Raw genomic sequence first — 2,364 nt, 5'->3', positions numbered from 1 at the left:
CGACACCGCTGCGGGTACCGGACGGCCGTCCGCCGCGGACGAGACGAGCGACCGCGGCGGCGAGACGGGCGAGGGACGAACCGAGGAGGCGGAAGGCGACGAGGCCGACGCGGGTCCGGATCCCTCGCTGCTCTCCGACGAGGAGCGCGTCGAACGGCTCCTGGAGGGCAACGGCGGCCGAATGCGACAGGCCGCGATCGTCGAAGAGACCGGCTGGTCGGACGCCAAAGTCTCACAGCTCCTCTCGGCGATGGCTGAGGAGGGGCGCGTCGAGAAGCTCCGGCTCGGGCGCGAGAACCTGATCTCGCTGCCCGACGAGGGGATCGGGACCGGCGGCGGAGCGAGCGCGACGGGTGACGGCGACGAGAACGCGGACGACGGTGGCAGGGACGCGAACGGCGACGAGCCGACCTGAGCGGCGCGGCGAGATCGGCCGTCTGCGGTCGCGAGCGGGGGAGACCGGACCCGCGCGCGACGTTCCGAAAGCTCTTGTCGCTCACCGTCGGAGTGTCGATCATGAAGGTGCTGGTCACCGTCAAGGAGGTCGCCGAGCCGGGCGAGGACTTCGCGATCGAGGGGACGCAGATCGCGCCGTCCGACCTCGAGTACGGCCTCAACGAGTGGGACGACTACGCGATCGAGGCCGCGGTGCAACTGGCCGAGGCCGGGATCGCGGACGAGGTCGTGACTGTCACCGTCGGCCCGGCGCGGACCGAAGAGACGATCCGGACGGCGCTCGCGAAGGGTGCTGACCGCGCGGTCCGCGTCTGGGACGACGCGCTCGCCGCGGAGTTCACGGACGTCGCCTCGCGGGTCGACGTCCTCGAAGCGGTCGTCGAATCGACGGATCCGGACCTCGTCCTCTCCGGGGTACAGGCCGCGGACACGGCGTTCGGCGCCACCGGCGTCGCACTCGCCGAGCGGGTCGGCTTCGAGCACGCCGCCGTCGTCAACGACCTCGAACTCGACCCCGACGCCGAGGTGGCCCACGTCCGGCGGGAGCTGGAGGGCGGCGTCGAGGAGCTGACCGACGTCGACCTCCCCGCGGTGTTGACGGTCCAGACCGGGCTCAACGAGCCGCGGTACGCGAGCCTGCGGGGGATCCGGCAGGCACAACAGAAGGAGATAGACGTGCGCGACCTCGCCGACCTCGGGCTCGCCCCCGCAGACGTCGAGAGCGCGCTGACGCTGACGTCGATGGCGGTGCCCGAGAGCGAGTCGGACGCCGAGATGATCGAGGGCGACGCGGGCGCGGCCGCCGAGCGCCTCGCTGAGATCCTCCGCGAGAAGGGGGTGGGCGCGTGACGGGGGACGCGCTCGTCGTCGCCGAACACCGCCGCGGGGAGCTTCGGGACGTCTCTCACGAGGCGGTCACGGCCGGACGCGAGCTCGCGGACGCGCGCGGCGGCGACCTCCACGTCGCCGTCATCGGCGGCGACGTCGATCGGTTCGCCGAGGAGCTCGACCGCGAGGGGGTCGACGCGATCCACGCGGTCGAGAACGGCGAGGAGTTCGACCACAACGCGTACCAGGCGGCCGTCGCCGCGCTCGTCGAGCGTCTCGATCCCGGTGCGGTGGTGACCCCGAACTCCGTCAACGGGCTCGACTACGCGCCTGCCCTCGCCGAGGACCTCGGCTGGCCGCTCGTGACCGACGCGATCGGCGTCGCGTACGACGACGGCCTGGCGGTCACCCGCGAGATGTACGGGTCGAAGGTGGAGACGACGCTCTCCGTCGCCGGCGACCGGTTCGTGCTCACCGTCCGGGGCGGCGAGTGGCCGCCCGCCGAGGGCGTCGGCGACGCGACCGTCGAGTCGATCGAGGTCGACCTCCCCGAGTCGGGCGCTCGCGTGCGGGGGTTCGAGGAGGTCGGCGGCGGCGACGTCGACATCGCGGACGCCGACGTGCTGGTCTCGGTCGGCCGCGGCATCGGCGAGGAGGAGAACCTCGAACTCATCCAGGAACTCGCGGACGCGCTCGGCGCGACCGTCTCGGCCTCGCGACCGATCGTCGACAACGGGTGGCTCCCGAAGAACCGACAGGTCGGCCAGAGCGGGAAGGTCGTCACCCCCGACGTGTACATCGCGATCGGCATCTCCGGGGCGGTCCAGCACGTCGCCGGCATGAAGGGCTCCGACACGATCGTCGCGATCAACGCCGACCCGAACGCGCCCATCTTCGACATCGCCGACTACGGGGTCGTCGGCGACCTCTTCGAGGTGGTCCCCGCCCTGATCGACGAGTTCGCGTCGGAGTAGAGCGGCATAGAACGGTTGTCACACTCACCGGGGGACAATTCGGACAGGTGAGAGATAGATCGTCCGTCGTGCGGTGGCGCGCTCCGGTGAGCGGGCGCGACAGCGC

Annotated in this window: 3 protein-coding genes; all 3 read left to right on the top strand. The window is 71.7% G+C overall.

Annotated features, from left to right (window positions below; translation table 11 throughout):
• The coding region (locus GJ633_RS15870; protein WP_343160898.1) for a helix-turn-helix domain-containing protein at positions 1–415 on the top strand (415 nt) is incomplete at its 5' end.
• Positions 416–516: 101 nt separating this feature from the next.
• Complete coding sequence (locus GJ633_RS15865; RefSeq protein ID WP_156589548.1) at positions 517–1,305, top strand: electron transfer flavoprotein subunit beta/FixA family protein; 789 nt, start codon at positions 517–519, stop codon at positions 1,303–1,305.
• Positions 1,302–2,258, top strand: a complete 957-nt coding sequence (locus GJ633_RS15860; protein WP_321169131.1) for an electron transfer flavoprotein subunit alpha/FixB family protein — start codon at positions 1,302–1,304, stop codon at positions 2,256–2,258. Before GJ633_RS15865 ends, GJ633_RS15860 begins: the two co-directional genes overlap by 4 nt.
• The last annotated feature ends 106 nt before the right edge of the window (positions 2,259–2,364 follow it).

The sequence above is a fragment of the Halorubrum sp. CBA1125 genome (assembly GCF_009742825.1).
In the GTDB taxonomy this organism is placed as follows: domain Archaea; phylum Halobacteriota; class Halobacteria; order Halobacteriales; family Haloferacaceae; genus Halorubrum.
The sequence above is the reverse complement of the archived record's forward strand: the minus strand, read 5'-3'. Positions and strand labels throughout refer to the sequence as shown.